General features: G+C 61.3%; 27 protein-coding genes, 1 tRNA gene and 2 pseudogenes. 12 read left to right on the top strand and 18 right to left on the bottom strand.

The window, feature by feature from the left end:
* Window positions 1-132: 132 nt before the first annotated feature.
* Together K3724_RS17095 and K3724_RS17090 are read right to left on the bottom strand one after the other, a co-directional pair.
* A complete protein-coding gene (locus tag K3724_RS17095) occupies window positions 133-1,326 on the bottom strand; it encodes a DUF2254 domain-containing protein (protein ID WP_259987529.1) in 1,194 nt (397 codons plus the stop codon).
* Window positions 1,323-1,895, bottom strand: coding sequence for a gamma-glutamylcyclotransferase family protein (locus K3724_RS17090; RefSeq protein WP_259987527.1), 573 nt, complete (start codon window positions 1,893-1,895; stop codon window positions 1,323-1,325). Before K3724_RS17090 ends, K3724_RS17095 begins: the two co-directional genes overlap by 4 nt.
* A gap of 101 nt (window positions 1,896-1,996) precedes the next feature.
* Between K3724_RS17090 and K3724_RS17085 the strand changes: the two genes are divergently transcribed.
* Window positions 1,997-2,446: an Rrf2 family transcriptional regulator gene (locus K3724_RS17085; protein WP_259987525.1), complete on the top strand. Its 450-nt coding sequence runs from the start codon at window positions 1,997-1,999 to the stop codon at window positions 2,444-2,446.
* 17 nt (window positions 2,447-2,463) lie between these two features.
* Here the strand turns inward: K3724_RS17085 and K3724_RS17080 are convergent, their stop codons facing one another.
* Together K3724_RS17080 and K3724_RS17075 are read right to left on the bottom strand one after the other, a co-directional pair.
* Complete coding sequence (locus tag K3724_RS17080) at window positions 2,464-4,989, bottom strand: ABC transporter permease (RefSeq protein ID WP_259987523.1); 2,526 nt, start codon at window positions 4,987-4,989, stop codon at window positions 2,464-2,466.
* A complete protein-coding gene (locus tag K3724_RS17075; RefSeq protein ID WP_259987521.1) occupies window positions 4,986-5,690 on the bottom strand; it encodes an ABC transporter ATP-binding protein in 705 nt (234 codons plus the stop codon). The genes K3724_RS17080 and K3724_RS17075 overlap by 4 nt, the downstream gene beginning before the upstream one ends.
* Before the next feature lie 48 nt (window positions 5,691-5,738).
* On the opposite strand from K3724_RS17075, the gene K3724_RS17070 reads away from it, so the two are divergent.
* Window positions 5,739-6,380, top strand: coding sequence for an arylesterase (locus tag K3724_RS17070; RefSeq protein ID WP_259987519.1), 642 nt, complete (start codon window positions 5,739-5,741; stop codon window positions 6,378-6,380).
* Window positions 6,381-6,438: 58 nt separating this feature from the next.
* Here the strand turns inward: K3724_RS17070 and K3724_RS17065 are convergent, their stop codons facing one another.
* The 3 genes from K3724_RS17065 to K3724_RS17055 all read right to left on the bottom strand — a co-directional run bounded on the left by K3724_RS17065 (window position 6,439) and on the right by K3724_RS17055 (window position 7,864).
* Window positions 6,439-6,648 carry a cold-shock protein gene (locus tag K3724_RS17065; protein ID WP_024088679.1) on the bottom strand — a complete coding sequence of 70 codons (210 nt, stop codon included), beginning with the start codon at window positions 6,646-6,648 and terminating at the stop codon, window positions 6,439-6,441.
* 198 nt (window positions 6,649-6,846) lie between these two features.
* Entirely contained in the window at window positions 6,847-7,419 is a 573-nt protein-coding gene (locus K3724_RS17060) for a L,D-transpeptidase (RefSeq protein ID WP_129369548.1), read from the bottom strand.
* Between the two features lie 61 nt (window positions 7,420-7,480).
* Window positions 7,481-7,864, bottom strand: a complete 384-nt coding sequence (locus tag K3724_RS17055; RefSeq protein ID WP_259987516.1) for a hypothetical protein — start codon at window positions 7,862-7,864, stop codon at window positions 7,481-7,483.
* Between the two features lie 129 nt (window positions 7,865-7,993).
* Here K3724_RS17055 and trxC point away from each other — a divergent pair, with 129 nt between their 5' ends.
* A complete protein-coding gene (trxC, locus tag K3724_RS17050) occupies window positions 7,994-8,419 on the top strand; it encodes a thioredoxin TrxC (protein WP_259987514.1) in 426 nt (141 codons plus the stop codon).
* Here the strand turns inward: trxC and K3724_RS17045 are convergent.
* The 3 genes and pseudogenes from K3724_RS17045 to K3724_RS17035 form a co-directional block, all read right to left on the bottom strand.
* Window positions 8,416-8,628 (bottom strand): hypothetical protein, encoded by a 213-nt coding sequence (locus K3724_RS17045; RefSeq protein ID WP_259987512.1) that lies wholly within the window; start codon window positions 8,626-8,628, stop codon window positions 8,416-8,418. The two genes, trxC and K3724_RS17045, sit on opposite strands and share 4 nt — an antisense overlap.
* Before the next feature lie 263 nt (window positions 8,629-8,891).
* A pseudogene (locus K3724_RS17040) lies at window positions 8,892-8,954 on the bottom strand (DUF4157 domain-containing protein); the annotation flags it as partial.
* A gap of 239 nt (window positions 8,955-9,193) precedes the next feature.
* Window positions 9,194-9,313: pseudogene (locus K3724_RS17035) on the bottom strand (transposase); the annotation flags it as partial.
* Between the two features lie 628 nt (window positions 9,314-9,941).
* On the opposite strand from K3724_RS17035, the gene K3724_RS17030 reads away from it, so the two are divergent.
* The gene (locus K3724_RS17030) at window positions 9,942-11,429 is read left to right on the top strand and encodes a hypothetical protein (protein WP_259987510.1); all 1,488 of its coding nucleotides are present in this window, start codon (window positions 9,942-9,944) and stop codon (window positions 11,427-11,429) included.
* A 161-nt stretch (window positions 11,430-11,590) separates the two neighbouring features.
* On the opposite strand, the gene K3724_RS17025 is transcribed toward K3724_RS17030, so the two are convergent.
* The 4 genes from K3724_RS17025 to K3724_RS17010 form a co-directional block, all read right to left on the bottom strand.
* Window positions 11,591-11,667, bottom strand: a tRNA-Arg gene (locus K3724_RS17025).
* Between the two features lie 35 nt (window positions 11,668-11,702).
* Complete coding sequence (locus tag K3724_RS17020; protein ID WP_259987507.1) at window positions 11,703-12,179, bottom strand: GNAT family N-acetyltransferase; 477 nt, start codon at window positions 12,177-12,179, stop codon at window positions 11,703-11,705.
* Between the two features lie 198 nt (window positions 12,180-12,377).
* Window positions 12,378-12,842 (bottom strand): response regulator, encoded by a 465-nt coding sequence (locus tag K3724_RS17015; RefSeq protein ID WP_259987505.1) that lies wholly within the window; start codon window positions 12,840-12,842, stop codon window positions 12,378-12,380.
* A gap of 7 nt (window positions 12,843-12,849) precedes the next feature.
* Complete coding sequence (locus K3724_RS17010) at window positions 12,850-14,316, bottom strand: PAS domain S-box protein (protein ID WP_259987503.1); 1,467 nt, start codon at window positions 14,314-14,316, stop codon at window positions 12,850-12,852.
* Between the two features lie 525 nt (window positions 14,317-14,841).
* On the opposite strand from K3724_RS17010, the gene K3724_RS17000 reads away from it, so the two are divergent.
* Window positions 14,842-15,474, top strand: a complete 633-nt coding sequence (locus K3724_RS17000) for a nicotinate-nucleotide adenylyltransferase (RefSeq protein WP_259987501.1) — start codon at window positions 14,842-14,844, stop codon at window positions 15,472-15,474.
* Here the strand turns inward: K3724_RS17000 and K3724_RS16995 are convergent.
* Window positions 15,454-16,260 carry a DMT family transporter gene (locus K3724_RS16995; protein WP_259987499.1) on the bottom strand — a complete coding sequence of 269 codons (807 nt, stop codon included), beginning with the start codon at window positions 16,258-16,260 and terminating at the stop codon, window positions 15,454-15,456. The genes K3724_RS17000 and K3724_RS16995 overlap by 21 nt on opposite strands.
* A 131-nt stretch (window positions 16,261-16,391) precedes the next feature.
* On the opposite strand from K3724_RS16995, the gene dacB reads away from it, so the two are divergent.
* Together dacB and K3724_RS16985 are read left to right on the top strand one after the other, a co-directional pair.
* Window positions 16,392-17,879: a D-alanyl-D-alanine carboxypeptidase/D-alanyl-D-alanine-endopeptidase gene (dacB, locus tag K3724_RS16990; protein ID WP_259992670.1), complete on the top strand. Its 1,488-nt coding sequence runs from the start codon at window positions 16,392-16,394 to the stop codon at window positions 17,877-17,879.
* 136 nt (window positions 17,880-18,015) lie between these two features.
* Window positions 18,016-18,741, top strand: coding sequence for a GNAT family N-acetyltransferase (locus K3724_RS16985; RefSeq protein WP_259987497.1), 726 nt, complete (start codon window positions 18,016-18,018; stop codon window positions 18,739-18,741).
* A gap of 184 nt (window positions 18,742-18,925) precedes the next feature.
* Here K3724_RS16985 and K3724_RS16980 read toward each other — a convergent pair whose 3' ends face one another.
* Complete coding sequence (locus K3724_RS16980; protein ID WP_027257720.1) at window positions 18,926-19,348, bottom strand: tellurite resistance TerB family protein; 423 nt, start codon at window positions 19,346-19,348, stop codon at window positions 18,926-18,928.
* 250 nt (window positions 19,349-19,598) lie between these two features.
* On the opposite strand from K3724_RS16980, the gene K3724_RS16975 reads away from it, so the two are divergent.
* The 3 genes from K3724_RS16975 to K3724_RS16965 all read left to right on the top strand — a co-directional run bounded on the left by K3724_RS16975 (window position 19,599) and on the right by K3724_RS16965 (window position 24,200).
* The gene (locus K3724_RS16975; RefSeq protein WP_259987494.1) at window positions 19,599-21,242 is read left to right on the top strand and encodes a lysine--tRNA ligase; all 1,644 of its coding nucleotides are present in this window, start codon (window positions 19,599-19,601) and stop codon (window positions 21,240-21,242) included.
* A gap of 173 nt (window positions 21,243-21,415) precedes the next feature.
* Window positions 21,416-21,817: a DUF4864 domain-containing protein gene (locus tag K3724_RS16970; RefSeq protein ID WP_259992669.1), complete on the top strand. Its 402-nt coding sequence runs from the start codon at window positions 21,416-21,418 to the stop codon at window positions 21,815-21,817.
* A 97-nt stretch (window positions 21,818-21,914) separates the two neighbouring features.
* Window positions 21,915-24,200, top strand: a complete 2,286-nt coding sequence (locus K3724_RS16965) for a glycosyl hydrolase family 28-related protein (RefSeq protein ID WP_259987492.1) — start codon at window positions 21,915-21,917, stop codon at window positions 24,198-24,200.
* Here K3724_RS16965 and K3724_RS16960 read toward each other — a convergent pair.
* Both K3724_RS16960 and K3724_RS16955 read right to left on the bottom strand, forming a co-directional pair.
* Window positions 24,197-24,691: a HugZ family protein gene (locus tag K3724_RS16960; RefSeq protein WP_259987490.1), complete on the bottom strand. Its 495-nt coding sequence runs from the start codon at window positions 24,689-24,691 to the stop codon at window positions 24,197-24,199. The two genes, K3724_RS16965 and K3724_RS16960, sit on opposite strands and share 4 nt — an antisense overlap.
* A 27-nt stretch (window positions 24,692-24,718) precedes the next feature.
* On the bottom strand, window positions 24,719-25,348 hold the full coding sequence (locus K3724_RS16955; RefSeq protein ID WP_259987482.1) for a hypothetical protein: 630 nt from the start codon (window positions 25,346-25,348) through the stop codon (window positions 24,719-24,721).
* Window positions 25,349-25,531: 183 nt separating this feature from the next.
* On the opposite strand from K3724_RS16955, the gene K3724_RS16950 reads away from it, so the two are divergent.
* Window positions 25,532-25,855 (top strand): antibiotic biosynthesis monooxygenase, encoded by a 324-nt coding sequence (locus K3724_RS16950; RefSeq protein WP_129369562.1) that lies wholly within the window; start codon window positions 25,532-25,534, stop codon window positions 25,853-25,855.
* Between the two features lie 106 nt (window positions 25,856-25,961).
* Window positions 25,962-26,369 carry a universal stress protein gene (locus tag K3724_RS16945; protein ID WP_134828926.1) on the top strand — a complete coding sequence of 136 codons (408 nt, stop codon included), beginning with the start codon at window positions 25,962-25,964 and terminating at the stop codon, window positions 26,367-26,369.
* The last annotated feature ends 6 nt before the right edge of the window (window positions 26,370-26,375 follow it).

The following is a 26,375-nucleotide window of genomic DNA, read 5'->3' as shown; positions in this document are numbered from 1 at the left end:
GGCCCAGCGCCGCGCGGAGGCGCGGCGCTGCACCGCTCCCCATGGGGAGCGGTGCCATGCCCAACTGTGCACAGCGCATATTTCATGCGCCGGAACAGGCGGGTGCACACCCTTTTGCCAATCACAGGCCGCTCAGCCCCAGCTGCCATCCTTCAGTTCCCGGCACATTTCCCTGGCGGCTTTGGCCATATCCGGGTTCGGATGCTCGCCAAGCGCGTCTAGGGATTTTCCCATCCAGCGCATGACTGATGGGGCATCACTGCCGCAGCGGGCAATCGGGGGAAAGGCGCAGGCCAGCAGATGCTGTGCGGTGACCGGCGGGATGCAGACATTGGGGTAGGCAGCCTCGCGGGCGTCACTGGTCTCATCCGCCGGCGTGTTCTCCCACAGCAACCGTTCCAGCCGGCCCATGACTTCAACCGCGGTGCCGGGATCATTGACACCGGGCGACAGTGCCTTTTGCGCGGTCTCGGCCAGCAGCGACAGGCCGAATGACGGGTCCTGATCAAAGCTGCGTACATCGCCGATGTCGATCGCAGCTGAAGCCGCCTTGCAGAAGTCATTATCCCCGGCGGTAGCCCAGGCCACCGGCTGGCCGCGCAGAATGTACTCGCCGGGCGCGCGTGCCAGGGTGATCTGCGTGCCGGCTTCCTCAGCCAGATCGTTCAACCGGGTCAGCCCGGCAAAGCGGACAAAACCGCTCTTGGCGGCGGGGATATCAACGGCGTCGCCGGGTTTGGCCTCTGCACGTGCGCACAGCCCGCCCAGACAGGGTTTTTCCATCCGCGCGCGCAGGCTGGCGCGGGTGCGGTTTTCGATCAGCCGCAGGGTGTGATCCATGCTGCCCAGGCTCGACAGATGGTCTATCCAGCGCAGGATGGCGCCGACGATCAGGATCACCACGATGATCGTCAGACCGAACACCACCAGCGCGCCTTCAGGCGTATAATAGCGGGCCCGGAACAGGATCACCGCGCTCAGCGAATAGATGAAGCCGCCCACAAAGGTTGCCAGAACCCGGTGGGTGACGGTGTCTTCCAGCAGCAGCCGGTAGACCCGCGGCGTCGCCATTGACGCCGCGGTGCGGTAGGCGCTGACCATGACGTTGAGCGAAAAGGTGGTGACCGCCAGCATGCCCGACGCCAGGATCGTCAGCACCGGCAGCACCGCCTCGCGCCCGAAATCTGCGCTCAGGCTGTCCGGCAGCAGCGGTTTTGCCAGCGGTGCGAGCAGCAGGGCCAGCAAGGAAAACAGGGAAATCAGCACAACCCTGAACCAGAGCTGCCGTGCAATCCGGCCGAGGTGCAGCAGCGCTTTTTCTATCATGATCCTGAGTCTATCCGGCGGGCACCTGTACTGTCGATCAGTTCATCAAACAATTTGCGCTCGGCTGCTGAAACCGGCTGGTGGCGCGGATAGCGCGGCGCGGCGCGGTCGTTCAGAACCGGGGCGTCCCAGCCATCGGTGGTGGCAGCAAAGCCGTGCAATCCTGCCTCGCCAAAGACCTGCAAATAGCCCTGCAGCACCACATCCAGATAGCTGAGCAGGATGGGATGCTTATCCGTGGCGCCGTTTTGCTGTTCCGCTGCCACGGCATAGACGGAAATCTCCGGCGCCCCGCCCAGGCTATGCTGGACCCTGTCTGATGCGGGCAGCCGTTCATAGGCAAATTCCCGTTCATCCAGCGCAGCCCAGTCGGCCCCGGGCACCTCGGCGATCAGCCCGTCAATCACGCTGTCCGCGCAAGGGACCGCCGACAGGAACGCCACCTCGCGCAGGCCAGTATGCACCCAGGCGCGGCGCCACCCCCGCAGCCGGGCAGGCCGGGCGCCGCCATAGTCATGCGTTGCCGTGTTCACCAGGCTGCCGTAGCCAAAGAAATAAGGGCCTGTCATCCGCTCTGCCTATCGTTCGTGTTTCCGGTTATTGATGTATGTCAAACCGCTTTTTGGCGGCCTGTGCAATAAGCGATGCACCATAGCTGCGGGAGCGACCCATGCGCATTACCAAAAGGACCAACATTGCCGTGCGGCTGCTGATGTATTGCGCCGCGCACAAAGACCGTCTGGTGACCAAGGCCGAGATTGCCGAATGCTGCAATATCTCGGAAAACCATCTGGCGCAGGTGATCAACCAGCTGAGCCAGCTTGGCTATCTGGCGACCCAGCGGGGGCGCAATGGCGGTATGAACCTGGGTAAGCCCGCATTGGAAATCCGGATCGGCGACGTGTTTCGCGATGTCGAAGGCGGCCTGCCGATGGTGGAGTGCTTTGCCGACGCGGACAATACCTGCCCGCTGACCGATGCCTGCCGTCTCAAGGTGGCGCTGGCAGATGCGGCACAGGCGTTTTATACTTCGCTTGATGACATCACGCTGGAGGCATTGGTGTGCGACAACCACGACCTGTTGCGCATTTTGCAGCCGGTCTCCTGCGGCGCCCGCTAAGGCCGCCGCAGCGCCATTTATTCCCTTGCGCGCAGGATGCGGGCGGGCTTGGCGGCCAGCGGGCGCAGGGCAAAGGCCAGTCCGGCCAGCAGCGTGGTCAGCACCCCGCCTGAAATCACCATCAGCGCATTCGGCCAGATCACCGCATAGCTGGTCTCGAACACATAGGCATTGATCGCCCAGGCTCCGGCAATGCCCGCCGCCAGCGCCACCAGCCCGGCGGCGGCGCCCAGCAAGGCGGATCGCAGGGCAAAGCTCAGCAGGATCTGTTTGCGCGGCGCGCCCAGGGTTTTCAGCAGTGCCGCCTCATACCGGCGCGCGGGCTCTCCAGCTGCCGCCGTGCCCAGCAGCACCAGAAACCCGGTCAGCAGCGTTGCTGCGGCGCCATAGGCGGTGGCGGCGGCCAGCTGGCGCAGGATGTCCGACACCCGGTCGATCGCGTCGCGCATCCGGATCGCGGTGATGTTCGGCATCTCACGGGCCAGATCGCGCAGGATTGCGGCCTCGGCCTGCTCTTCGGCATAGACGGTTGCGATGAAACTATGCGGCGCGCCGGCCAGTGCGGCCTCGTTCAGCACCATCACAAACCCCATGCCGGCGGTGGAGAAATCCACATTGCGGAAACTGGTGATGGTGCCGGTGATGTCGCGGCCCAGAATGTTCAGCGTCAGCGTGTCGCCCAAGGACAGTCCCAGTTCTTCCGCCTCTTCTGCGGCAAAGCTGATCTGCGGTTCGCCGGTATAATCCTCCGGCCACCATTTGCCGGCAGTCACCTCCGTCGCCTCAGGCCGGGCCGCGGCATAGGTGATGCCGCGGTCGCCGCGTACCACCCAGTGATCACCGGCAACTTCCGTGGCCGCCTGGCCGTTGATCCGGGTCAGAACCCCGCGCAGCATCGGCGCGTTCTCTACCCGGGTCACAGCCTGGTCATTCTCGACCCGCTCCAGGAACCCGGGCATTTGGCTGCGCTGGATATCAACAAAGAAATAACTGGGCGCCACATCCGGCAGGTTGCCCGCAATAGCGCGGCGCATGTTGCCGTCGATCTGGCCGATGGCAGCCAGTACTGTCAGGCCAAGACCCAGTGCCAGCACCGCAGGCACCGCGCCGTCACGGGCGCTTCCGATGGACGACAACGCCCATCGAAGGGCAGGCCGCCCCCGCGACGCACCGGAACCGCGGCGGGCGAGAAAACCGATGCCAAGCGCCGCAACCAGCAGCACCATCAGCGCGCCCATCAGCCCGCCCGCTGTCCACAGCGTCAGCTGCGCCGAGCCGCTGAACCAGGCAGCCAGCCCCACCAGTGCCCCCAATGCCAGCGCGGTCGCCAGCAGATATCGCGGTGCAGGCAGCCGCGTTTGGCTGGCAAAAGCGTCCCGGAACAGCGAGGCGGCGCGGATGCGCTCGGCCCGGGCCAGCGGCCATAGGGCAAAGATGAAGGCGGTCAGCACGCCGTATATTGCGGCCTCGGCCAGTGCGGACGGATAGATCGAGAACACCGCCGGGAACGGCAGCTGTGCAGCAATCAGCGGCCCCAGCAGCATGGGTCCCAACCCGCCCAAAACCAGGCCAATACCCACCCCGATCAGCGTTAGCGCGCCGATCTGCAGAAAGTAGGTCAGGAAAATCGTCTGCCGCTCCGCCCCCAGCGTGCGCAGGGTGGCGATGGTGGCGGTTTTGGTCGCCAGATAGGCCCGCACGGCGGCGGAAACGCCAACCCCGCCTACTGCCAGTCCGGACAGGCCCACCAGCACCAGAAACCCGCCGAGACGTTCCACAAATGAGGATATCCCCGGCGCGCCGTTCCTGGCATCGCGCCAGCGCATCCCGGTGGTTTCAAACAGGCCTTCGGCCTCGGCCTGCAGTGCGGTCAGGTCGCTGCCCGCAGGCAGCTGCATCCGGTATTTGGTATCAAACAGCGTGCCCGGCTCCAACAGTCCGGAGTCCGCCAGATCCGCTGTCCGCACCATAGTGCGCGGACCCAGTTCAAAGCCCGAGGCCGCGGCATCCGGTTCCAGTGCGATCAGTGCTGTCAGCGTGAAATCCTGCGTACCCAGCCGGAACGTATCGCCCGGCTGCAATCCCAGCCAGTCCGCCAGTACCCGGTCCATAACGCCGCCCGGCAGGCCCTTTGGGCCTGCCAAAGCGGACTCCAAGGGGATCGGTGGCAAAAGCTGCATCGCTCCCTTCAACGGATACAGCCCGTCCACCGCCTTCACTTGGGTCAGCCCGCGCTCCTCGCCCACCGTCGCCATCGAGCGGAACTCGGCAATTTCGGAATAGCGCACTGCGTTTCTCTCCACCCAGGCGCGCTCGTCCTCATTGGCAAAGCGGTAGGTGAAGTTCAGCTCGGCGTCGCCGCCCAGAATGGTCGCGCCTTCACGCGACAGCCCGGTTTCGATCGACGCCCGGATCGAACCGATGGCAGCAATCACCCCGACTCCCAGCGCCAGACAGGCCAGAAAAATGCGGAACCCCTTCAGGCCTCCGCGCAGCTCGCGCAGGGCAAAACGCCAGGCGAGGCGGAAGGCGGCAGCATTCATTCCGCGGCCTCGCGCGCGGCGGCGTCATCCACCCGCCCGTCGCGCAAGCGGACGACCCGGTCGCAGCGGGCCGCCAGTTCCGGCGCATGGGTGACCATCACCAGCGTCGCGCCGTAGCGGTCGCGCAGACCGAACAGCAGATCCATTACCGCCTCGCCGTTGGCCTCATCCAGATTGCCGGTGGGTTCATCCGCCAACAGGATCGCAGGCCGCGGCGCCAGGGCGCGCGCCAAGGCCACGCGCTGCTGCTCACCGCCCGACATTTGCGCCGGGAAATGGCCGGCACGATGGCCAAGGCCAACCGCTTCCAGTTCCGCCTGGGCACGGTCAAAGGCATCCTTGTGGCCTGCCAGCTCCAGCGGCGTGGCGACATTTTCCAGAGCGGTCATGGTTGGGATCAGGTGAAAGCTCTGGAACACCACCCCCATGTTGTTGCGCCGGAAACGTGCCAGCGCGTCCTCGTCCATTGCCGTCAGATCCTGGCCAAGTGCGGTGATCGTGCCGCCGGTGGCCTGCTCCAGCCCGCCCATCAGCATCAAAAGCGAGGACTTGCCGGACCCGGACGGCCCCACCAGCCCCAACGTCTCCCCCCGCCGCACATCGAGCGATATGCCGTGCAAAATCTCTACCGGACCGGTATTGCTATTCAGGGTCAAAGACGCATCTAAGAGATGCAGAACGGGGCTGTTATCGTTGGTCATCGGGCCTGCCTGTTGGATCCACCTATCGGATATGGAGTGTTTGCGGCGATGCACAAGATACTGGCGCTGTTGAGTTTGCTGCTTTTTTCAAACGCCGCCTGGGCTGAGCCGCTGCGGATCACGGCATTGGGCGACAGTCTGGTGCAGGGTTACGGGCTGCCGCAGGACCAGGGTCTGGTGCCGCAGCTGGAGCACTGGCTGAATGAAAACGGCGCCGAAGTGGTGCTGCAGAATGCCGGTGTGTCCGGCGACACCACCGCCGGCGGGGCAGAGCGGGCGGAATGGACGCTGTCGGACAATCCCGACGGGTTGATCGTGCTTTTGGGCGGCAACGACCTGCTGCGCGGCCTGGCGCCAGCGGCGGCGCGAGCCAATCTGGCCCTCATCCTGCAGGAAGCCGAAACCTTGGGTATTGAAACCTTGCTGATCGGCATGAAGGCGCCGGGCAATTACGGGCTGGACTACAAGACCGCCTTTGATGCGATATACCCGGACTTGGCTGCCGAATTCGATGCGGTGCTGCACCCGGATGCCTTTGCGGGCATTGCAGCAGCGGTGGGCGGCGACCCGGCAGCGGCGCAGGCCTATTTGCAGGATGACGGCATCCACCCGAATGCCCGGGGCGTTGCGTTGAACGTGGCTGCGATCGGACCGGCAGCCCTGCAGCTGGTCACGGCGATTCAACATTGAAAACAGCCCCGGCGGGCAGGGCTGTTTGAAAGCTCTCAGGCGTGATCGGAAGTTCGGATCAGGAGGCCAGTGCGATATCAACCGCGGACTCGCGGCCGTCGCGGCCAGCCTGCAGTTCGTAAGTCACTTTCTGATTGTCGGCCAGGCCGGTCAGCCCTGATCGCTCAACTGCGGAAATGTGGACAAAAATGTCCTTGCCGCCATCATCGGGTGCAATAAAGCCGTAGCCTTTGGTGGTGTTGAACCATTTGACGGTGCCAGTCGCCATCGTCGTATTCTCCTAAGTCGTCTCAATTCTCTGCCCGCTTCATGCGGCAGAACGGCAACGGCCTGCAAAGGTCATGACCGCGCCGGTAAGGCAACAGTGATGATACTCGCGTGACGTTGCGGTGACAGAATTGAGTAGGAATCACCCCTGGCGCAAGAAAAAATCCAAAGTGACGCGGAGTCTCCGGCAGAACCGTGCCTAAAGCACTGTCACAACCGTGCCGAGCGGAACCCGCTGATACAGATCCGTAACGTGCTCGTTCATCATCCGGATGCAGCCGTTGGAAACCGAGTGCCCGATGGTCTGCGGCTGGTTGGTGCCATGGATGCGGAAGTAGGTGTCGATGCCGTTTTGAAACAGATAAAGGGCCCGCGCACCCAGCGGATTTTCCGGCCCGCCGGGCTGAATGTATTCATTGTCGACAAACTTGGCATAGGCCCGCGGATCGCGTTCGATCATCTCGTCGGTCGGGCGCCAGGTGGGCCAGACCTTTTTGCGTTCAATCACCGCTGTGCCGGTGAACTCAAGACCAGCCTTGCCGACGCCAACGCCATAGCGCATCGCCTTGCGTTTGTCGGTGACAAAGTACAGGTAGTAGGAGCGCGGCAGCACCAGGATCTGCCCCGGGGCAAAATCTTTGCGGATCCGGACCTCCTGCGGGGTGGGATCAAAGGGAGCGGGGTCCTTTTTGCGGGCCAGCGCAGGCAGCGGAAGCAAGGTTGCTGCGGCGGCCGCAGTACCGGTGCTCAGAATTTTCCGGCGTGAAATCATGGCTAAATCTCCGGATGTCTGTTGTGTCGTCTAATCATCTTCCGGCGCGGAATGCGCTGGGTCAACGGGTTTCCGCAGACGGGCCGGCAAGTGTTGCAAGCGTAGCAGCAGCCAGGGTGCAGACGGCAATCCAGCCAAAGTACCAGAATTTCCCGGCCAGCAGGTCCTCGGCATAAGACGCGGCGAATTGCGCCTTACCTGCTGCCGCGATGGCAAAGGCCGCGGCACAGAAGACCGCGAACCCCACGGCTGCCAGCCAGCGCGGGGGATGCAGCAGCCGGACGGCAAGGGCCAGAACAAGGCCGGGCAGGGCGCCCAGCCAGATCACCTTGCCCGCCCACCAGGGATGTGCCCCCAGGCCTGCGGTCAGATTCATAAAATGCGCCAGTTCGGCGGCTGCCAGAACGGCCGCAAGCGGCGGCAGGAGGCGGAGTATCTGTTGCATGCCTTTGATATTGAAGCGGCGGCCTGCGGCTTCCAGTGCTGATTACAGGTTTGTGAAGCTCCGGCGGTGTCTCTTGCGGCCTGGCAGCCGATGTCTGTATCAGGGCAGGATTGAAGCGGAGGAACCATCATGGGCGCCAAGACCCTGACCTGCCTGGCCTGTGCCCAGCTGAACCGGGTGCCGGAGGACAAGCTGGGCAAAGGCCCCAATTGCGGCAGCTGCGGCGCGGCGTTGCTGCCGGGCAAGCCGGTGGATGTGGATCCGGCCACATTGCAGAAGGCGGCGCAGAATGACGATTTGCCGCTGCTGGTGGATTTCTGGGCGCCCTGGTGCGGGCCCTGCCGGATGATGGCGCCGGAATTTGCCAAGGCCGCCAAGGCACTGGGCAGCAAGGCGCGGCTGGTCAAGCTGAACACCCAGGACCACCCGTCCACCGGTGCGCGCTACCGCATCCGCGGCATCCCGGCCCTGGTCGCCTTTGAGCGCGGCAAGGAGAAAAAGCGCCAGGCCGGCGCGATGCGGCAAGGCCAGATCGTCAGCTGGCTGCGCGGCTAGGCGCGGTTGCCGTAGGCTTGCCCGAAGACCGGCTGCGACTGCAGCCAGCAGCGCAGGGAAAGCCCCGCGATCACCAGCACGGTCGCGCCCAGCCCGGCTGCCGGATACAGCAGCAGGCTCAGCCACAGCGGCAGCGCGGCCACAAAAAAACCAAACGCCGTGGCGCACATTCCGGTGATCATACCTGCGAACAGTCCAGCCCAAACCATGGCAACTCCTTCTCCGGGAGCAATCTAGCCTGACCGCCCCAGTGTCTCTCAAGACTATCTTGCGGGCAATTTTGCTTAAAAAAGGTTTAAAATGTGTCAATAGGCTGAGCAGCACCGCGCGAAAGGATGGTACAGGCCTACTTTGAGGTCAGCGCCACGCCGTCCTTGGCCTTGGGCATCTTGCCCTTGCCCTTCTGCAGCACATGCGCCAGCAGGTCGGTATCCTTGGCGAATGCAGACTTCATCACATAGATGTTGTTGCCGACGGTAAAGGTTTTGGCTTTCAGTTCCTTGCAGACGTCCTTGGCATTGCCGCCGACATGCACCCTGCACCACAGACAACGCGCCGCATAACCAAACCAACCAGACGAGCCAAAGCCTCTCTCAGTTTAGGATGCCTTTGGACCCAGAAACTCTGCCGACAGACACGTCGATCAGGCAACCTGAGCCTGTCTTTCACTGAAATCATGGCGCAGCAGCATCAAAGATGCCGATATGCAGGTGCCAGGGACCGAAGCTGCCTGAAGTCCCCCGGTTTGCCCCTAGGCTCTGGACTCCTTGAGTTTCAAAGCCAGTAGATGACGAGGGCGGCAAGAGCGATTGCTGACAGGAACACCTTCGGACATCTGCCGTAGCGGGTTGCGATGCGTCTCCAGTCCTTGAGCCTGCCGAACATGCTCTCGATCACTGCCCGGCAGTGCATTGCGCAGCAATGTCACGAGAGGGGCGGTTTCGCCGCTTGTAAATGCCTGCACCAAACCTGCGGTTGCAAGTTTATCAATTTTTCACACAGCCGGGGCCATGGTCTCGAACTTACCTAATAGCTCACTCGCAACCAAAAGCGGGATCGACACCGTCCTGAATCTATCCTGGGGCCTCACGGGTTGGACACTCGCGCTTGCATAAGCGATCTTGCCCTAAAGTTATGCAAGAATGAGACGGAGTACCCCGTTGATAGAAACGTTACCCTTGGCGGTCGAGCCTTCGGAGCGGGAGACTCTTCCCTCCTTCTTTTCGCGCATGGCTGCGATCAATGGTACCGACGCCACCGGATTTGCCCTTGATCTTGGCTTTAGTTTTAAGCGGATCTTGAACCAGGATCGGGAGGCGATTGACATTTTGCCACCCGATCCGGCTTGGCGCCCGATCAGCTGGCCACCATGCTGTCATGGACAGGTGAGCCAGTCGGGGACGTACGCATGAAAAATCGCGGAGAAGTTTTTGTCTCCCGCGCCAAACGCAACCCTGTCATCCGCGGCTGCCCTCTTTGCCTGCGTTAGGCGGCAGAAAAACAAGCCTCTCCGCTGAGGCACATGGCCATGGCGGGAGACTGGCTGTGCAGCGGCGTTGATGTGTGCTTGCGGCACCGCCATCCTCTGATGCCACTATGGGAATGCTCGCGGCCTGTAAATCGTGATGATGCCGGTGCCAGATTGGCTGAGATCCTGCCAAACCTTCTGGCGGGCAATTTTGACAGCGATCTGATTGAGCCGTCCGCCTGTGACGTCTGGCTTGATCGGCGCCTGTCGCAAGGTGAGGACAAAACGTGGCTGGAAACTCAGCCTTTGTTTGCCGCCATGACCTGCTGTGCGTTGCTTGGCAAGGAACTCCTTCGTGCTCAGGAACTTGAAACTGACGACCGTGCTGCGAAGGCCAAAGGCTTTGATGCCGCATCGAGAGGGCCTGAGGCAATCACGTGTGCTCTCGATCGCATTTTGCAGGCGGGGGATGGGGGGTACTTTGGGTCAAAACAGGCATTTCCTATGCTGCTCGAGGCTCTAGGTCGCCTCTATTGCAGCGATGATAGCTTCGATGGGTTTCGCCATATTGTACGGCGGCATTTGTTGAGGATCTGGCCGGTCGAGGCGGGAGATGAGGTTCTCGGTCAAACCGTGCCTGAACGACGCCTCCATTCGCTTGCCTCGGCAAGCAGGGAAACCGGGGTTGGCAAGTCGGTCCTCAACGGCTTCCTGACTGAGGCTGGAGCGTTCCCTCCTGATGAGACGCGCGCTGATGCTCGCAAGACCTTCGACGCAAAGAGATACAGACCCCTTCTGGAGGAGATCCCGACTTTGGTCGGGCCGATTGCGATGCGCAAAGCTATGGGCGCGACGCTAGTCGAACTCAAATCTCTAGAAGCTGACGGCGTTCTGGCGCCCAGGACGAAAGTTGCAACGATCAAGTATCCCTGGCGAGTGTCTGATGGGCTGCACCTGCTCGAGGATTTGGAGCGAAAAGCTATTTTGTTAGAAGCTGGTACGCCAGGATGGGAAACGATCCAGCATGTTCACAAGCGAGTGAGCCTTTCTGTCGGCCAGATTATCGCTGCGATCAGGGACGGCAGATTGAGGGTCGGCAAGCGCGCTGAAACGTTTGGTTATCACGGACTCGTCGTCAACGTTGCCGAAGTTGATCAGTCGGAGTTACTTCGCCCCCGCGAGCAGAAAATGGCGGCCATGGAAGGGAAGGTGAACGCAACTGCCTTTGCCCGCTCAATCGGAGTGCGGGAGAAGGGGGCGTTCCAAGCGTTGATCGAAAGTGGCCATACACCTGCGATGGAGGTTCTGCACCCGGTGACAAAACGCTCCCAGTGGCGGATGTCCGGTGCGGACATCGCTGCTTTCCATGACAAGTTCACCACGCCGACGGTGTTAGTGAAGGAGACCGGGCTTCACCGGAACACGATTCTGGCGGCTTTTGCAGCTCACGGGATTGAAGCTTTCCGGCTGAATGGTGTGGCTATCGCACCGATCTACCTCCTAAAGGAGGTTGCACCCGTCCTGAACACGCTCATGAGCTGACATTTGCCTGCTGGTCCCCTGGGGTCGGTCGAGGAGCGAAAGCGTTTTCTATCTGAGCCTTTTACTACTCTCAACTTCACTTGGCACTTTCCACTTGACACAGGGTGTGCATCAAAACCCCCAAAGTGTGCAAGGTTATGCCTAATTGGCACTAAAGGAAATGGCGATCCCTGAAGGACTCGAACCCTCAACCTGCTGATTAGAAGTCAGCTGCTCTATCCAGTTGAGCTAAGGGACCGCTTGGCGCCAGTTATGACAGGCGGGTGCCAAGGGTCAAGCCGCTGCGCGCAAGTCCAGGTGCATGAATACTGACCAAGGGTCCGCTGCGTAATCCCCAAAGGGCGCGCATTGCTTAAAACCAAGGGATTCATACAGTCTGCGCGAAGGCAGAAAATCATCGGTGGAGCCAGTCTCCAGAAAGAGGCTTGTGGCCTCTTCTTTGCGGGAAAGCTGCAGCAGGAATTCCAGCATTGCGCGTCCTGCTCCGCTGCCGCGGGCCTCGGACACCGTGTGCATGGACTTCAGTTCGCGTGCGCCGCCGTCCAGCAGTTTCAGCGCCCCCATGGCAACCGGTTTGCCGCCCTGGCGCAGCAGAAAGAACTGTACCTCAGGGCCTTCAAGGCCGCTTGTATCCAGCGCGTGGCAGCTTTCTTCCGGCGATTGTGCCGCCATTTGCGAAAGATGCCGCCGGATCAGGGCTGACGCTTCCGGCCCGGCCGGGTTTTCCGGACTGATCTCAAAGCGGGGCATAATCTGCTGCACCTCCTGCTCTCGGGGATGTGAATGGAATTTCTGCAATCTGTCTCAGGCACAAGACAGCTATCCTTTACCCCTCAGTGTCAAGATATGACGGCACCTTGCCATCGCGTTGAAACCGGCCCGGAAGTGCGGCGTTTTTTGCATGGCTGCCGGTGATTTTCAGACGCAGTGCCGCAACAGTGCTGCGGGTCAGGTGCCGGGGATAGGGAATTCGACAATCCGCCAATAGCGGTCAACCATATCGACAAGTTGCAGAAAATCACGCCCTGCTGTTTCTTTCACGATATAGCCTGCTGCATTCAAATCATAGGCAGCTTCGATGTCCTGTTCGTGGCTTGAGGTCGTCAGGAAGAATACCACTGACCTGCTGAGTTCAGGATCTGCGCGCAATTCCTGGACCAGCTCGATGCCGCTCATCCGCGGCATCTTGATATCAACCAGCAACACATAGGGCTGTTGGATCTTGTCCTTGCCACCCGTCCCGCGGAGGTAATCCAGCGCCTCAAGCCCGTCGATCGCGCGGGTGATCTCATTTGCGATTTTGACTTTCTTGAATGCCCGCTGAACGGCCTTGGCGTCCCCGTGGTCGTCATCTACCAGAAGGATGTTCAAATCCTTATGGGAGGTTTGCCCGCCGCTATTAAATCTCTTCATACTTTTCTTATCCTTGACTAGGGCGGGCCGTCTTGGGCCAGGTGAACCGGAATGCGCAGCCTTCGCCCGGCGAAGACTGCAAAGATATTCTGCCGCCCGCATTTTCCACGTGTTTCTTGACGATCGCCAGGCCGATACCGCTGCCTTCGACCACGTCGCGCGACTTCAGGGTCTGAAACATCTTGAAAATCTGCTCGTGAAACTGCGGATCAATACCGGGACCGTCATCGGCGACCGTAATGGCATACATGCCGCCGTCGTCTTCCAGCAGCACGTCAACCACGCCTGTGCTGGTTTCGTTGTGTTTGATCGCATTGGAGATCAGGTTGGCCAAAATTTGCTTTAACGGCATGTTGGGAAGCTGGATGGCGGCGAATCCGGGGTCGGTATTGATGGTGACCCCCTTTGGCTGATCAATCAGCAAAAGCACCTCTTCCATCAGATCGGAACCCGGCATCAACTGTTGGTATCTGGCGTCCGTACTGCGCCCGGCCCGGGAATATTCGTGCAGGTCGTCCAGCAGTTGTTCCATCCTTGAAACCCGGGACCGGATAAGCTGCAGGTTTTCCCGGCTCTCATCGTCCAAGGTGTCGGCGAGATCCTCCTCCAGCCAGCTGGAGGCGTTTCCGATAACCCGCAAAGGCGCCCGCAGATCATGGGATGCCACATAGGCGAAATCGTCCAGATCCTGGTTCGAACGGGACAGATCACTGATGAACTGTTCCCGCTCCGCCTCAGCGCGCTTCTGTTCGGAAATGTCGCGGACGATACCGCTGAACAGATGGTGGCCGCCGACCCGGACTTCGCTGACAGACAAATCGAGCGGGAAGATACTGCCGTCTTTGCGTTGTCCCTGAACCTCCCGGATCGTGCCAATGATTTTCTTCTGCCGGGTCCGAAGGTAGTTGCTGAGATAGCCATCATGTTCAGAGCGGTAGTGTTCCGGCATCAGAAATTTGATATTCCGGCCAATCGCGTCTTCGGCGGCATAGCCGAAGATTTTCCTGCAGGCGTGATTATAGCTCAGGATGGTCCCTTCGGTGCTGATGGTTATCATCCCTTCGACAGTGTTGTCCTGAATGGCAGCAAGCTCAGTCTTTTTACGCTCCAGCGAAATCTGGGCAGCTTTCTGTTGGCGAACGATGAAGGCAAGGGCCCAAAGCGCCAATACAGTTAGCGCCCGGTTGGTCAGGACGATCCATTCATTGACCCCGATACGCGGGAACAGCAGATAGCCAAGAATCGTTAGCACAGTGGTAGCTGCGGCATACTTGTAAGCCGTGTTCAGGTTGTCATCCCAAAGAGCGCACAGGACAACGGTCACGTAGATAAGGCCGCCCGCAATCCCAAGCGGCGTCAGCAGGTCGAAAATAAAACCGGCGCCAACGAGCAGGGCTGCGGTGCCGCGGGTCAGGTACCGGATGCGATTGCCCCGGAGTGGCTGGGAGGCGTCCATTTGTCTGGAAAATGTCATCCTTGGAGCTTTCTGCTGCTGCGCAAGCGGTCCAAAGCCTGCTTACTGATCGCTGGTATTCCCTGCTGCGCGCTGCATACGGGCCGGTTTTTTACCAGATTACACCTTTTGGATATTTCAGCAATAGATGCGCAACTTTAAGTTGCCGCTTGCGAACAGGCTGTTTGCTGGCCGTTCCTTAGGCTCAGGACACATGACCAATAAGTAACAGTTGCAGCCAGGCCGATGGCTAAGAGGACTGGGCTGTTCTCCGATGCTGGGACAGTTTTGAGCGCAAACTAAGCTGCTCTTTGCTTCTGCCGATCGGGCCGCGCTTGAACTTTTGCCGATTTGGTTTGCCACCCTCGGCGTCCGGCAATCTGGATATCCCGCGCCGCAGCCAGCAACGATGCAATGAGTGAGACTGCGAAGGCCACCGGTTCGAGAGAGCATTTGATCCGCGGCAGTTGCGGGGTCGCGGGCTGTAAAGCGCCGCCGCATCATCAGAGCCGTGGTGCCTCACCCGATTGATCTCCCCGGGAAATTATGTGCATCAAGGCTGTTATGGTTTGCAAGCTGCCGCATATCCGCCCGGGCCAAAGCGTCGGGCTTCTGGGAGGGTCCTTTGATCCGCCGCACCGCGGCCATGCGGCGATTTCCCATGCGGCACTGCGGCGGTTCGGACTGGATCACCTGTTCTGGCTGGTGTCCCCGGGCAACCCATTGAAAGCGCGCCAGCCGGCCGCCCTGCAGCGGCGGATTGCAGCGTCTCAAGGCCTGATCCAGCACCCGCGCATCCACATCAGCGGCATCGAGGCGGATCTCGGCACCCGCTACACCGCCCAGACCCTGCGCCACCTGCGCCGCCGCCATCCGGGCGTGCGCTTTGTCTGGCTGATGGGGGCCGACAATCTGACCCATTTCCATCGCTGGAAAGACTGGCAGCAGATCCTGGACACTGTGCCGGTGGGTGTGCTGGCACGGCCGAACGACCGGATCTCGGCGCGGTTTTCCCCCGCAGCGCGCTTTGCCCGCCATGCGATGCTGAAAGGCTGCCAGAGCCATTTGCTGGCGCGGGCCGCGGCTCCGGCCTGGTGTTTTGTCAACGTTCCGATGGTGGATGTCAGCTCAACCGAAATCCGGGCCCGCGGCGAATGGTCAGCGGCGGAGCACAGCTGAGGCCAGACCGGCAGACAGCACCACAGCCAGCCCGGCCCAGGTCCAGGCATCAGGCAGCTGGCTGAACACCGCCCATCCGAGGCTGACAGCGGCGACCAGCTGGAAGTAGACCATTGGCGCCAGTTTCACCGCCTGCACCCGGCCATAGGCAAACAGCAGCAAGAGATTGCCCGTCATTGAAAACGCCGCGCTGCCCACCGTCAGTGCGGCGGTCGAGGGCGAAAACTCCGGCAGGCTGCCGAGGCCCAAGGGCAGCAACAGGATGGCGGAAAGCAGCAGCTGGGTCAGGCTCAGCTCCAACGGCGACCCCAAATGCGCCAGCCAGCGCGAACTGGTCAGGAAACCGCCATAGAAACATCCCGCCAGCACCGCCCACAGCAGGTTGATGGAGCCTCCCAGGCCAGGCCGCACCACCATCAGCACGCCGATGAACCCCAGCCCCATCAGCAGGCTGCGCAACAATGTCGCCTGTTCCCGCAAAAGCAGGACCGACAGCACATAGCTGATTACCGGACCGACAAAGAAGGCGGCAAAGACATTGGCCAGCGGCTCGGTCGCCAGCGCCAGCTGGATCGAAAAGATGCCGCCGGTCAGCAGTCCGGCCCGCAGCCACAGCCGCCAATCGCCCAGCAGCGCATAGGCCCGGCGCGGCACAAACGGCAGGATCAGCGCGGTGCCGATGGCAAACCGCGACCAGGCGACAAACGCCGGTGTGGCCAGCCCGCCGCCCGTCAGCAGCTTCCCGCACAGATCGCCCGCAGGGATCATTGACATGGCCACGAACATAAGGATGACTGCTTGCAACATGCTGCCAGCGGTAGCAGGACTTCCCACCGGGAAAAACCCCGGATGCTGCGGCGGATTGCCGTGGAAACGGGATTGAAGAAGAGCAGGTCCTGACACTAAAAATGAATAACATGACTTCACGCCGGACATTCCTCCTTTCCGGGCTTGCCGCTTTGGCGGGCTCCTCAGCGCTGGCCAATGCGCCGGCGGTGTCGCTGCGGCCCGTGGCGCGCCGTGTCAGCTCTCTCGCGGCCGGAGCGGACGGGCTCAAGGCGCTATTGGCGCGGGCCAATCTGCCGGGCCAGGCGGTCTGTGCGGTGGCCGATGTGAAAACCGGCAAGCTGCTGGAATCCTCGGGCCAGGCCGAAGCCCTGCCGCCTGCCAGCGTCGCCAAGGCGCTTACCGCGCTGTATGCGTTGGATGTGCTGGGCGCGGACCACCGGTTCGAGACCCGCATACTGGCGACCGGCGGTGTCGCGGGCGGCATCGTCAAGGGTGATCTGATCCTGGCCGGCGGCGGCGACCCTATGCTCAATACTGATCATTTGGCGCTGCTGGCCAAGGCATTGAAAAACGCCGGTGTGCGCGAAGTGCGGGGCAGATTCCTGGTTTGGGACGGCGCGCTTCCCGCGGTCAAAACCATCGACCCGGGCCAGCCCGACCATGTCGGCTATTCCCCCGCCGTGTCCGGCATCGCGCTGAACTTCAACCGGGTGCATTTCGAATGGAAACGCGCGTCCGGCGGCGGCTGGGCGATCACCATGGATGCAAGGACCGAGAAATACCGTCCCGAAGTGGTCAATGCGCAGATGAAAATCGCCTCGCGCTCGGGGCCGGTCTATACCTATGCCGAAAAAGCGGGCGTCGATCACTGGACTGTCGCCGGCAAGGCGCTGGGCAAGGGCGGATCGCGCTGGCTGCCGGTCCGCAACCCTGCGGCCTATGCCGGCGATGTGTTCCGCACCTTGGCGCGGGCAAACGGGATCAAGCTGGACAAGGCAAAATCCGCCAAATCCCTGCCCCAGTCGCAACTGCTGGCCCGGCATCACAGCCCGCCGCTGGATGTAATGCTCAAGGCGATGCTGAAATACTCCAACAACCTGATGGCCGAGATGATCGGCATGTCCGCCACCGCCGCACGCGGCAGCCGGCCTGCTTCGCTCAAGGCCTCCGCCGCCGAAATGAACCGCTGGGCAGCCGGAAAATACGGCATGTCCGGCACCAGGCTGGTGGATCATTCCGGCCTTGGCGAGGCGTCGCGGATGACGCCGGGGGATCTGACCGGTGCATTGGTTGCGGCCTACAGGGCAGGCCGGCTCAAACCGCTTCTGAAACCTTTCCGGATGCGCGATGCCAAGGGCGGTATCGTCAAGGGACATCCGATCAAGGTCGCGGCCAAGACCGGCACGCTGAACTTTGTCTCGGGCCTGGGCGGTTTCATGACCGCTGCGGACGGGACGGAACTGGCCTTTGCCATTTTCACTGCTGACCAGAAAACGCGTGCCCGCATCCCCCGCGCACAGCGCGAACGCCCCAAGGGCGCGCGCGGCTGGAACCGCCGCGCCAAGAAGCTGCAACAACAACTGATCGAACGATGGGGCGCGGTCTACGGCAGCTGACCCGGGCCCGGGACAGGCGGGATTGGTCTGGGCATATTGCCAATATCTGGACGTTTTTTCCGGTCCGGGGGCATGCCAAACCTGCGCAGGGCGGTGGTGCAAGCCGCCGCGGAACTGCTTAGAAAAGGATGCCGCCATGATCAGATACTTCAACGAACATGGCCAGCCTATCGGCGCGCCGCTGCCGGATTGGTGCGGGGCCCGGCACCCCGGCCACACCGGCATGGCTGGGCAATACTGCCGGGTTGAGCCATTGAACGCGGACCGCCACACCGTGGATCTGTTCGCGGCTTTCCGGCAGGACCGAACCGATGCAATCTGGACCTATGTGCCTTATGGCCCGTTTGCGGCAGAGAAGGATCTGCACGCCTGGGTCCAGACAGTCAGCGGCATGGACGCGCAGCCCTACTTCGCGGTCATCAATGGCGTCAGCGGCAAGGCCGAAGGTATTGCCAGCTATATGCGCATTCAGCCTGCCCATGGCGTGATTGAGGTTGGCGGCATCACTTTTGCCCCGCCGCTGCAGCAGACGCGGGCGGCGACCGAGGCGATGTGTCTGATGATGGCGCGGGTGTTCAACGATCTGGGATACCGCCGCTATGAATGGAAATGCGACGCCCTGAATGCGCCGTCCTGCCGCGCGGCAGAGCGTTTCGGTTTCACCTATGATGGTTTGTTCCGCCAGGCCATTGTCTATAAGGGCCGCAACCGCGATACCGCATGGCATTCAGTGCTGGATGGCGAATGGCCCATGCTTGAATCCGCTTATCAGACGTGGCTTGATCCAGCAAACTTCGGTGCCCAAGGGCAGCAAAAGCAAAGCTTGGGCACTTTGATCGCAGCGGCCAGGCGGACAGGCTGATACCGCAGGACCCTGCGCAGCCAGCCGCGCCCGCGCTTGGCTGCTTATACTTCGCAGGCGGAAAGTCCGGAAAACCGCAAAGTGGCAGCAATTTCTGCCACGCCGGCCTCCCCCGGGATCTTCTTCTTGCTGAAAATATCCCGGGGGAGGCCGCAAGGCCGGGGGCAGCGCCCCCTTCCACCGTTCAGACCATGTGCCGCGCCCGTGCGCCGCGTTCGATGGCCGCGGCATGCAGCCGGTCGATGTTCAGCTCATAGCGGACCTCCGCCAGGAACTCGAGTTCGGTCTCGCCCAGGATCCCGTCCGCAGCCGCTACATCGCAGGACAGCGCATAAGCGGTTTCAAACAGCCGCTCCGGCAGATCGCCGCGAATGAGGCCGAACAGCGCCGCCAGACCGTCTTCCTGTTCAAACAGGTCCAGAACTGTCTGCGAAACCCGTGTAACCCGGTCGATGTCGTAGTCGGCGAACACCGGCAGCATGTTGACCGCGGACTGGATCTTTACCAGCTCGGCGGTGCGGATGTTCTCGTCCGAGGCAGAAACCGCCACCATCAGCGCCACCAGACAGTCCTGCGGGGACATCGGGTGCGGGGTTTGCTCACTCATGGACGGAATCCTTCTTTGCGCAATATTGATCCGGCCACGATAGGTAGGCCGGCGGCGAGGTTCAACAACAGGCTGTGCCTGCGCGGTGTTTTATCCTCTCTGCTGCGGCAAAAGACAGTCTCGGCGGGCCAGTGATTATTGACTCATGCTGCATCAGCACAATAGAGGAAAGGGCTGGATGCATGGGGCATCCGCACTTATCTTGCGGCCCCTGGAAAACCGGAAACGACGCCGCCGATGGAGAACACAAATGTCTGATGTGCGCGAAGAAGCTCTCAAGAGCAAAGCCTGGCCGTTTGAAGAGGCCCGCCGGGTTCTCAAACGTTACGCCAAGGGCGCGCCGGAAAAGGGCTATGTTCTGTTCGAGACCGGCTATGGCCCCTCGGGCCTGCCGCATATCGGCACCTTCGGCGAGGTCGCCCGCACCACCATGATCAAGACCGCGTTTGAACTGATTTCGGATATCCCGGCCAAGCTGATCTGCTTCTCTGATGATCTGGACGGGATGCGCAAGGTGCCGGGCAATGTGCCCAATGCTGACAGTCTGCAAGAGCATCTGCAAAAGCCGCTGACCTCGGTGCCGGATCCCTTTGGCACCCACGAGAGTTTCGGCCACCACAACAACGCCATGCTGCGCCGCTTCCTTGATACCTTCGGGTTCGAGTATGAGTTTTATTCGGCGCAGGAATTCTACAAATCCGGCCAGTTCGACGAGGTGCTGAAACGTGCTGTCGACAAATACGACGACGTGATGGCGATCATGCTGAAGTCCCTGCGCGAGGAGCGCCGCCAGACCTACTCGATCTTCCTGCCGATCCACCCGGAAACCGGCCGCGTCCTGTACGTGCCGATGAAAAAGGTCTGCGCCGAGACCTACACCGTCACCTTTGACGACGAAGACGGCAAGGAATGGACCCTGCCGGTGACCGGCGGCAATGTGAAGCTGCAGTGGAAGCCGGATTTCGGCGCCCGCTGGGCGGCGCTGGAAGTCGATTTTGAAATGTACGGCAAGGACCATTCCACCAATACGCCGATCTATGATGGCATCTGCCGGGTGCTGGGCCACCGCGCACCGGAGCATTTCACATATGAATTGTTCCTGGATGCCAACGGCCAGAAGATTTCCAAGACGTCCGGCAACGGCATTTCGATTGATGAGTGGCTGACCTATGCCTCGACTGAAAGCCTCGCGTACTTCATGTATCTGAAGCCGAAAACCGCCAAGCGGATGCATTTCGACGTGATCCCCAAGGCGGTGGACGAATACCACCAGCAGCTGCGCGCCTATCACACCCAGGACCTGAAGGGCCAGCTGAACAACCCGGTCTGGCACATCCATGGCGGTGACGTGCCGCAGTCGGATATGGTGGTGCCGTTCTCGATGCTGCTGAACCTCGCTTCGGCCTCCAGCGCCGAGGACAAGGCAACGATGTGGGGCTTCATCAACAAGTACGCGCCCGACGCGACCCCGGAAAGCAACCCGGCGATGGATCAGGCGGCGGGTTTTGCCGTGGCCTATTTCAACGACTTTGTGAAACCCTCCAAAGTGTTCCGCCTGCCCACCGATCAGGAGCGCGCAGCGCTGCAGGATCTGGCAGACGCGCTGAAATCGCCCGAGGCGGCGCTGGCGGCGATTGCCAAAAAGAACGAGCTGGCCGGCAATGACGACCCGCTGCCCGAAGCCGATTTCGCGGACGAGGAATTCCTGCAGTCCGTGGTCTTTGCTATCGGCAAGATCCACGGCTTTGAGCCGCTGCGCGCCTGGTTCTCGGCGATCTACGAGGTGCTGCTGGGTGCCTCCCAAGGCCCCCGTTTCGGCGGCTTTATCGCGCTTTACGGCGTCGCGGACACCGTCGCGCTGATCGAGCAGGCGCTGGCGGGCGAGCTGGCGTAAACTTTCGCGCAATAGCGATCAGCAAGGGCGCGGGTTTCCGCGCCCTTTTCATTTTCAGCCCTGCGCGGCGGCCTGCGGCCTTGTTCCGCCCTGTGCGTCAGCTCCATCAAAAAAAACTTTTTGACGTCACGTCACATTGCCCTAACTGGAGTCAAACGGACCGGGAGGGACAGATGCGCAGTGTTCTGTTTGCGGGGGTAAGTGTTTTTCTTCTGGCCTTCCCGGCAATAGCTCAAAGGGAGCCGGTCACAGCCGTGATCGGCTCTCAGATTTCTGCCTTCTTGAACAATGATACCGAAACCGCCTTCTCCTACGCTTCGCCGTTGATCCGGCGCATTTTCGGCACTCCGGACCACTTTGCCGAGATGGTGCGCCAGGGCTACCCGATGGTCTGGCGGCCTGCCGAAGTGCGCTATCTGGACTTGCGCGAGGTGGCAGGCAGCCATTGGCAGCGGGTGATGATCACTGACACAAAGGGCCGCGTGCACCTTTTGGATTACCAAATGGTTAATCTTGAAAGTGGTTGGAAAATCAACGCGGTACAGTTATTGAACGGGCACGCTGAAGGCGCCTGAGCCCAGGCCTGCGCACGCACCGCTGGGCGGAATTTAACGCGGCATCTGTAAATCCTTTTCCCTGAACGCGACATGCTCAGCAGGAAAAGGAATTCTCATGAACAAGGCAATCACCGAAGGTTTGCAGCTGATGCCGCCAGCATTTGCGGGTGGTCTGGACGTCTGGTCCAGCGGCGACGGCACCCCCGGATCAGACACCTATGACGGCGCCGCCAATGCAGTCTTTGTGGCGGCGGACGCTGATTTCGGCGGCTGCCTGGAGATGCAGAAGACTGAGAACACCCAGAAGCTGCGCTTCATCGGTCAGACGCCGCTGCAACCGGGCTGCTATCTGCAGATCAAGATCCGTGTCAAAGCAGTGAGCGGCGCGCTGCCTGCGGTCCGCGTTGCAGGCTGGGCCGGTGCCAGCGGCGGCAGCCATATCGGCGGCGTGACTGAGGCTGCGCCGCAGGTTTCGTTGACCGCCTATGGCCAGGTGGCGGAGGTCACCGGCATTGTCGGCAGCGGCAGCCGCGGCGGCGTGGACATGCCCTGGGGGCGCAGTGCGGCCTACGGCCATTTCGGCCTCGACCTGACCGGCGCCAATGGCGGTGTGGTGCGGATTGACGACATCGAGATCACTGACATCACCAGTGCCTTTGTGCGGGATATGCTAAGCTTGGTGGACGTCACTGATTATGGCGCGGTGGGCAATGGCAGCTTTGATTGCACGGCGGCCTTTGAAGCGGCGGACGCGGCAGCAGACGGGCGGCGTATCCTGGTGCCCGCAGGGGATTTCCGCCTGAGCAGCACCGTTTCGCTGAACCACCAGGCCGTGTTCGAAGGCACCGTTTCCATGCCGGACAGTCAGATGCTGTTGCTGACAAAGAATTTCGATTTCCCTGCCTATGCCGCCGCCTTCGGCAATGAGGAGCTGGGGTTCAAAAAGGCGTTTCAGGCGCTGATCAACAACGCAGATCACGAATCCCTGGATCTGAAGGGCCGCAAGATCACCGTCACCGGGCCGATCGACATGCAAGCGGCAGTCCCGAACAAAAGCTCTTATGCGACCCGCCGGGTGATCCGCAACGGCCAATTGGAGGCCGCCAGCAATGCGGCCTGGGACACCGGTACGGTGACCTCGCAGGCAACCTACAGTGCCTCGGACTCCAAGAAGCTGACCAATGTTGCGAACATCGCGAATATCGCGGTTGGCTCGCTGGTCGAAGGCGCCGGAGTGGGCCGCGAGATTTATGTGAAATCCAAAAACACCGGCGCCGGAGAGCTGACCCTCAGCGCAGCGCTTTATGATGCCGAAGGCACCCAGACGTTCACCTTCCGCGACTTCAAATACCTGGTGGATTTCAGCGGCTTCAGTTCGCTCAGCAAGTTTGGCATGGAAGGCATCGAATTCCAGTGCAATTCCCGCTGCAGCGCAGTGCGGCTGGCGCCGGCCGGGTCGGTGAATTCGTTCGACAGCTGTTTCTTTTCACGCCCTAAAGACCGAGGCATTACTTCGGCCGGAACCGGCTGCCAGGGTATTCTGGTCGACAATTGCCAGTTCCTGTCAGCTGAGGACCCGCTGGACGTTCCAGACCGGGTCAGCATCGGCCTTAACGTCAATTCCAACGACGCCAAGCTGCGCAGCAACCGGGCCACAAGGTTCCGCCATTTCGCGCTGCTGGCGGGCGGCAACAATACGGTAACCGGAAATCACTTCTTTCAGGGCGACAGCATCGCCAACGGCGTGCGCACAGCAGGTCTGGTGCTGGCCTCCAACAACTGCACCTCAACCGTGTCGGACAACTACATCGACAATTGCTTTATTGAATGGACCAATGAGCGGGACGCAACACCTGATTTCACCGGCGGGTTTTCGTTCAGCGCCTTGTCAGTGAGTGCCAATGTGTTCCTGTCCGGCGATGTCGCGCCGTGGTTCAGCTACATCGTCGTCAAACCCTACGGCAGCGGCCATTTTCTGAACGGGCTTTCTGTCACCGGCAATAAATTCCGCTCGCTTCAGGGCAGCATTGACCGGGCGGAGCGCGTGGATACCAGTTTTTCGGATCTGGATTTCAGCCGGTCTAAAAACGTCGATTTCAGCGGCAACATGTATCACAATGTCACCGCCCAAACCGCCAATCCGCTGCGGGTGCGGCATGATCAATCCTCGGCCTCAACCTCCTGGCCGGTGCGGGCTGAGGGGTTGCTGCCGTTCCAGGGGTTTGCCCGCTATGTCGACAGCGTGGTGCCGCTGGGCGCGCTTAAGAGCGGCGGCAACAGCACCCGCTACATTGTGCCGTATACCGAAGCGGAGCAAGGGCCGGACAACGACGAGATCCGGCTGCGCTGGGGCGAAGCGGTCAAGGGCGAGGTTCAGGTGATCATGCGGATGGACAGCTAGCCAGTGCTGCCAGGCGGTTGCAGATCGGCTTTGGCAAGGCGGAAGGCCTTGCCAAAGCCGCCATTCAGATGCGCCCCCGTCACGGCAAACCGCACAAAGGTGAAATCAGCCAGTTGCAGATACAGTTTGGCCTTGGGCTGGCGGCGCAGGTAATGCGCGGCCAGTACCTCATGCTGCGGGTCCTGGCGGCTGACAAAACACGCTTGGCACATCAGGCTCAGCCGCGGATGGGCAAGCGGATCGCCTTTGTTCCCCGGCTCGCCCACCAGCAGCGAGCAGGCCGGGCGCTGACGCAGCGCAGCCGTGTGCAGCGCCAGGCCGGAGATCAGGCTGACAGGACCCCCTTGCGGATCCAGTCCGAAAGCCACCCGTGTGACCAGCGGGCTGCCATCGTCCAGCAGCACGCCAAGGGCGGCAAAGCGGGCGCTTGCCATCAGGCTTTGACCCATGGCGCGGGCATCGTCATCTGCGGGGCGGACCGGGTCGGGCATCTGTTTCTCTGGCTTCAGTGACAGGCTTCAGAACTTTTGCCACACCCCCAGCTCCAGACCAAGGCTGCGCCGGCCTGTGTTGCGGTATTCCAGCCCCAGGATCAGCTCGCGGCTGCCATCCAGCGGATAGCGCAGGGCCGGGGTCAGCGCATAGGAAAACCGGCCGCCGCCCGGCTTGGATGTCTCGACCTGCAGCATTGGTGCGACTTTTCCGGGCCGATTCAGACCGATGGTGGCGTCCAGTTTCCAGGCCGCATCAAATCCGCTGTTGCGCAGCTCGTACGCGGCATCGACCGCCAGCCAGCCGGTGCTTTGGCCGGTCTCGAAACTGCGCCCGTAAGACAGGGTTGTCTTTTGCATCATTTGCCAAAGACCCTGATAATGATTGCCGCCGACCCCTGTCTCAACCGCCAGCCGGAAACGGGGGCCGGCGCGTAGCGGCAATCGGGCAAACATCAACGCGTGGCCGGAGCCAGCCGAGCTTTGGTTCAGGTCAATACCAAGGGTGAGCTTGGAGGTAACGCCAAATGCGCCATAATAGCTTGTCTCTTGGGCGCCTTCATCCCCGGTTTTCCGGTAGGTGGCGCTGGCAGACGCAAACCCCCTGCCTGGCTTCTCCAGCCATGCACCGCCAGCCACCGGCTGGGCCAGCGTCATTGCAAGACAAACGGCACAGACAGGTTTCATCCCAAAACCCTCAGAACACTGCGGTAAGAGTTTCGGTTTATGATTAAGGTTGTGTTAAATTTTTACTTTACACGAAATGATTGGCGTCTCAAAAAAGGTGGTGCGCTTCATGCGCGAACGGGCGTAGGCTGGGGGAATTCAACGGAGGGGCCAATGCCGAAAATAGCAAAAACCGCTGATATCCAAACCGTTATCACCACATTTGAGATGACGCCTGGGACCTGCCAGGACCTTTTGGAGGCGCTGCAGGACGCCTATGCGGACTTCATCTCGAAACAGCCGGGCTTTGTTGCGGCCGGTCTGCATGTGAATGACGCGCAGACCCGTATCGCCAATTACTCGCAATGGCGCCGCCGCGAGGATTTCATGGCAATGCTGCGCAGTCCCGAAATGCGCGAGCGCAACCGCAAGATCAACGAACTGTGCCGCAGTTTTGAGCCGGTGATGTATGACGTGGCCGAGGTGTTCGGCACCTAGCGTCTTCCAATCCCACCCAAAACGGCGCCTGCCTTGACCCCGGTCATGGCAGGATGCCACCGGCAGGGCTATCATTGACGGGAACATCAACCGATGGAGGTTTGCTATGTATCACAATGTCCTGGTGCCGATTTCATTTGATCCCGAGCGGGATGTGACCGGGCCGCTGAAAGTGGCGCGGCTGCTGTCCGCCCCGGGGGCCAACGTGACGCTGCTGCATGTGATCGAACAGGTTCCGGCCTATGCGATTTCCTACATTCCGGCAGATTTCATGGACGGCACCCGCAGCGCGCTGCAGGCAGAACTGGACGGGCTGGCCAAGACCCTGCCCAATGCCCGCGGAGAACTGGTTGAGGGCCATTCCGGCCGCACCATTCTGGACTGGGCCGAGCAGAACCAGCCGGATCTGATCATTCTTGCATCGCACCGCCCGTCAATGCAGGATCTGTTGTGGGGGTCGACCTCCGGCCATGTGGTGCGCCACGCTGCATGTGCAGTGCATGTGGTGCGCTGACACCGC

Origin of the sequence: Leisingera sp. M658 (assembly GCF_025144145.1) — a bacterium.
Classification (GTDB): domain Bacteria; phylum Pseudomonadota; class Alphaproteobacteria; order Rhodobacterales; family Rhodobacteraceae; genus Leisingera.
This window is presented reverse-complemented; position numbering and strand designations above follow the sequence as displayed.